The organism is Bacillus cereus group sp. Bc031, from assembly GCF_027716265.1.
Taxonomy (GTDB): Bacteria; Bacillota; Bacilli; order Bacillales; family Bacillaceae_G; genus Bacillus_A; species Bacillus_A paranthracis.
In genome coordinates this window covers 1-5,277 of the sequence record NZ_JAQFUL010000153.1, presented here as the reverse complement: position 1 = coordinate 5,277, position 5,277 = coordinate 1, and the positions used below count along the sequence as shown (strand labels likewise).

Here is a 5,277-nt window from a genome sequence, read left to right as displayed (position 1 = left end):
AAGTACATTACGTGTTTTTTAGTTTGTTTGAACGAAAGTTCATTTTGTTTTCGTTCTTAAGTTGATGGGCATGGGGTAGCATCAGGATTATGCGGATTTACAACGTTAAGACAAAAAACCTTGTATCAATAGAGTACATTCTATTGATATATAATTGTACTTGAAAAATCACGTCTCTTACTGACCTTAAATTCAAAAAATCTAAACAATCTGCTTTTAATCGGTTTACGATGACATTACCAACCATAAGCATCCCCAGCTGTCCTTCTCCTTCAGCTTCTGCTCTCATCATCCTTGCCATCAGTGCAACATCACTTTCGGTATATTTCACTCGTTACACCTTTATCACTCCTTTTATTGAATTATATGAACAGTGCTCAACAAAAATACGTTGTTGTCGATTCCTAATGAACCTGTTTAAATATGAAAAAATCAGGGAAACATATGAATGATAAATGAAGGAGGAATGCAATTATGGCATCAACACCATATGACCCATTTAGACAATTGGTAAATATGCGAAGAGATTTTGACCGTATCTTTTCTGAATTACCGTTTGATTTTGGAGGGGATAAAAATCACTTTGGAAACATTAAGGTAGATGTTTATGAAACTGAAAATGAAGTTGTGGCAACATGTGATATACCTGGACTTGAAAAGAGCGAAGACGTGAACATTGATATTGAAAATAATGTATTAACCATTAGTGGTTCTATGAATAAAACAAATGAAACAAAAGAAAAGAATATGTATAGAAAAGAACGTTACACAGGCAGTTTCCAACGAGTTATAACACTTCCTAGTCCTGTAACTATTGAAGGTGTATCTGCGACATACAAAAACGGTGTGTTAGAAGTAAAAATGCCAAAAACAACACCAAATAATAAAAAGAAAATTGATGTGGATTTTCATTAAAAATGGGCGATTTATATCAAGTGATGAAAGAATTCGAAAGGGACTATTTAGAGGAAATATCTAATATACAGCCAGAATTAGTGGACCTGCTTATACTAACTTGTCATTCTTCAGAAATTAAAAAAAAAGCTATATTAGATGAACTTACTCATAACATTAAATTATCATATATGAAAAATAATATGAATAATCTTTCGATTAGCAATCGCTGAATAAGGACTGTCGAATACGACAGTCCTGTTATTAAGGGTAGCATCAGGATTATGCGGATTTACAACGTTAAGACAAAAAACCTTGTATCAATAGGGTCTACTCTATTGATATGGAATCAATAATACGTAAAATAAGAGTTTTGAATGTATCATATGACTTGTCTCAAAACCCTTATCGTTGTTAAGTTAGCCTTTTTTTCTTCTCAGAATTGCTTAACGTTGTAAATCCGCATTTTCGGGACTGTACCCCTATTAGAAATAGTAAAAAGAATCTTCAATTTAAGATCCTTTTTTTATGCCGATAACGAAGATTATGTAAATGAGCTGTCTATATGGACGGCTTATTATTTTTTCGCTTAAGATTTTCCCCTTGTTTTTGGGTGGAATGGTGAAGGCTGGGGTGAAGCGTAGCGAGGGGCTAGCCCCTAAATATGCATCAAATACATATTGCAAAAGAATAATGTATCGGTTGGGAGAACTGGGTGGTTCGGCTGGTACAATTGCTTGTTCAAGTCGAGCAACTTAAATTCTCGTTTTTGGTCTGTTCGGCTTGGCGAAAGTCAAAAACCAGCCGAAAAAAGTTTTGCAAGGAGGGAGCAAAGCGGACAAGGTGGAGATTTTTTGAATGGGGTTCTCAAAAAATACTACCTGTTCCTTTCGGAACTTTTAACCCTATATATAGAGTGAGAAGAGAGAGACTTTTAAAAGTGTAAAAAATGTTGATATATCAGTGTTTTTAAAGATTTTCGTGTGTCACAAATTTGTGACACGTGTGTCACAAATTTGTGACACACGAAATAATAAAAAATCGTAGTTATCGATTTGATAACTACGATTTTTATTTTCAAAAAAACTTATTAGGTAAATCCTTTAAAATAGGCATCTTCATAGCTTTATAAAACATAACTTTTAATGCTTCATTTACATTGTCCTTATCTCCTGCATAAACCACATGAGGATTAATAAATACTGCATAAGCTTTAGCATTATTTCCTTCAACGCCTGAATCACCTTTAAATAAAATTCCTTTTTTAACTAAAGAATTGATTACTGTACTTGTAGGTTGTCTAGAAGCATCTATTAATTTTGCAATCTCTGTAATATTTGCGGGTACAGGGTTTTTCGCTTTAATATCAAGAACAATACAATTACTAGAAAAAGCAATATAAGGAATTATTTCAGTTAAAAAAATCTTCTCCCTATCTGTTAAATATTTTTGCCTATACAAATAGCCTAGATTCTCTTGCATTGATTGAGCAAACCTCACTTTCGATTGAGGACTCTTTTTAGTTCCTATGTAAATCTCTTTACCACCAGTAGCTTTACTTAACACCTTTAAAGCTTCATCTACTGCGTCTTGATCCATCCCATGATGTTCTTCTTCAAATTGTTTTTGCTCAATCTCTAAATCTCTTTTTCTCGCTTTTTGTTCAGCTTGTCCAAAGTTAATAATCTTTTTTGTCATGTGTTGTTGCTCCTCTCATTTTGTGAGCACCAACATAAATACCAAAAATCATAATTATGGTATTACCCTAATAATAAAATTATGATAATCTATAAACAGATATTGATTTTTAGGTATTTTCGTTGAATACCCTTTGAAACGAGCCATGCTCCAACATGGCTCGTTTTTATTTTATCACACATATAATCCCAAGAAATGGTCAAACAAAATTTAGAGAAACTTTTACTCACTTTGTTAAAAACGCTCCATGTCATGTCTCCGTTGTTTATGCTTCAGTTCCTTCTTGTGTTCACGTTCAAATTGATTGTCTACACCATTCATATCCATTTCATTCTTAACAAGTCCTCTAAACGCCTTAAAATGCTCTCCAAGGACTTTTTTCGTGTTGTGGTATAAAACCTTTATGTTTTCCTTTAAATCTCCTATATGGGCTTTTAACGAGCTTATTTCCTTACGTAGTTTTCTATTCTCATCTTCCAAATCTGTATTTTTGTTAATAGCTTCAACCAAACCATCTGCTAAACTATCAACTTTACCTTGTAATTCTTTATTTTCTCGAACTAAATCTGTACGCTGCAAACGATCATAATCTTTTTTCACTGAATATCCAGCATTAATCATTCCTTGCACTCTTTTTAATTCTTTAGTTCCAACAATCCAATTCCCTGTTGGTTTTTCTACTTTTTCTTTTTTTAAAAAACCTTTATTAATAACCTCTATTTTCTTTTCTCTCTCAGCTTTAATCTTAATTTCTCCTGGCAATCGTTCGTTCATTTCCAGTAATTCATTTTTCTTTTCAAAAAGCTGGTTTTCCAAAGAAAGAATTTCCTTTTCTAAATCCTTTTTTTCTTTGTATTCATTCACGTCTTTATAATTATTTGAACCAACTAATTTCCGTTCAATACCACGCTTTTTTAACATTTTTTCTAATATCTTCACTTCTTTTTCTCGCCAATCATCAAAAGGACGAGTTTTATCTAATGTTGGATCTTGTTGTGTAATGGCTCGGTCAAATGATACTTGTTTTTCAAGTCCTCGCTTATACCCACTCGCCACAGGCACAAAATTCAAGTGCATATGAGGGCTAGCCTCGTCATTATGAATGACCGCATTGTAAACTTTTAAATTTGGATTTCGTTTCTCAAAATCCTTAAACCACTCTAACAAAATTTCATTTGCTTTTTCATAATCGGCATTGGAAATGAAATTGTTCAAATCACCAACTTGAATGATCATTTCTTGCTGAAGCGCAGTTTTTTTACCGAACTGAATGTGTTTATAATAGTCATCAATTTTTCGGTCGTTACGTTTTTGTTTAGCGTTATAGTTCTCCAATACTTCTCCAAATTCTTCTTGATATAATTCCTTTAAATCTTTCTGAACAAGATATTTATTATCATCAGATTTTGAATAATCTATATGCGAATTTCGCTCTTTTTCCTTCTCGCTCATTGTCCTGTTATTATGTTTAATATTGGTTTTGTTCGTTGCTTTTTTGAGAGAAACTGACATGCTCATGACGAATCAACTCCTTGCCTCCACTATACCAAAAGCTTTGTTACTTTGGCAAAGTAACCTTTTCTGTATTGTGACATTCCGCTATGCTCCATGTACACAATGAAAAGGCTCTGCGAGGCTGTTTTGGCTATCGCCAAGCCATGCTTTGCATGACAAAAAACAAAACCTTGGACTCTGTCCAAACCTGCTGGGGAACTCTTCCCCAGACCCCCTTAATCCAACTCCCCAACCCCTCAATCCTTGAGGGGCTCCCTCGCCGGTTGGCAGGGTCAAAAGGATACCTTTTGACAACCACAAGAGGGTTGCATAGTGAGTGTGTCAACTCCTTATCCTCCCGCCCCCTTACGGGTTTCGGTCCGGTACCGTTGACACACGCTATGCAGCTACCTCTACCTAATTAAAAACCTAATTTTCTACTCAAGTAGCACTACATAGGTTCCCCGCTCTTTTGATTTATAAAATCAACATTCTATGAACTTGTTATTAAGGGATACCACCAACATTTTGGAAAAAACCACGCTAAGAGTATGCAAGATTTTATGCAAAAAATCGGAAGACATAGGGAACTATGGGGAGGCCGAAAAGCCCGCCATAATAGGAATGTATAAGAAGATGCATAGAATCATAGAAAAAGACAAAGGCGGATTCCTTGTGAGAGTAGGGATCCGCCTTTGTCTTCACTACCGATAATGAGACGTTATGTATACTAGAAATGAAGCAACTAAACAAAACAATACCTATCGTACTGCTTTATGGACAGGAACACATTTACAAGTTACTTTAATGAGTCTCAATGTTGGCGAAGATATTGGTTTAGAAATGCATTCAAACGTTGATCAATTCTTACGTATTGAACAAGGCCAAGGGATTGTTCAAATGGGCAAAAGTAAAGATAATTTAAACTTTAAAAGAAATGTCTATGATGATTTTGCAATAATGATACCAGCTGGAACATGGCATAATCTAACCAATACAGGTAATATTCCTCTAAAACTTTACTCGATATATGCTCCTCCTAATCATCCATTTGGTACTGTACATGTAACAAAAGCTGATGCCATAAGCTGAATTAAACTATTAGGGGTAGCATCACATGCCCATCAACTTAAGAATTTTCACTACCCCCAAGTGACAAAAAACGTTATTCTTTCTAAAAAGCTAGCTAGA

The 5,277-nt window shown here is 34.5% G+C and carries 3 protein-coding genes and 2 pseudogenes; 2 read left to right on the top strand and 3 right to left on the bottom strand.

Annotated elements, in window-relative coordinates:
* Positions 1 to 154 precede the first annotated feature (154 nt).
* A pseudogene (locus PDQ33_RS29255) lies at positions 155 to 301 on the bottom strand (cell wall hydrolase); the annotation flags it as partial.
* A 173-nt stretch (positions 302 to 474) separates the two neighbouring features.
* On the opposite strand from PDQ33_RS29255, the gene PDQ33_RS28075 reads away from it, so the two are divergent.
* A complete protein-coding gene (locus PDQ33_RS28075; protein ID WP_000168945.1) occupies positions 475 to 915 on the top strand; it encodes an Hsp20/alpha crystallin family protein in 441 nt (146 codons plus the stop codon).
* A gap of 1,056 nt (positions 916 to 1,971) precedes the next feature.
* On the opposite strand, the gene PDQ33_RS28070 is transcribed toward PDQ33_RS28075, so the two are convergent.
* Positions 1,972 to 2,592: a hypothetical protein gene (locus PDQ33_RS28070; protein ID WP_000162395.1), complete on the bottom strand. Its 621-nt coding sequence runs from the start codon at positions 2,590 to 2,592 to the stop codon at positions 1,972 to 1,974.
* 234 nt (positions 2,593 to 2,826) lie between these two features.
* Entirely contained in the window at positions 2,827 to 4,110 is a 1,284-nt protein-coding gene (locus PDQ33_RS28065; RefSeq protein ID WP_270757049.1) for a plasmid recombination protein, read from the bottom strand.
* Positions 4,111 to 4,821: 711 nt separating this feature from the next.
* Here PDQ33_RS28065 and PDQ33_RS28060 point away from each other — a divergent pair.
* A pseudogene (locus PDQ33_RS28060) lies at positions 4,822 to 5,178 on the top strand (cupin domain-containing protein); the annotation flags it as partial.
* Positions 5,179 to 5,277 lie beyond the last annotated feature (99 nt).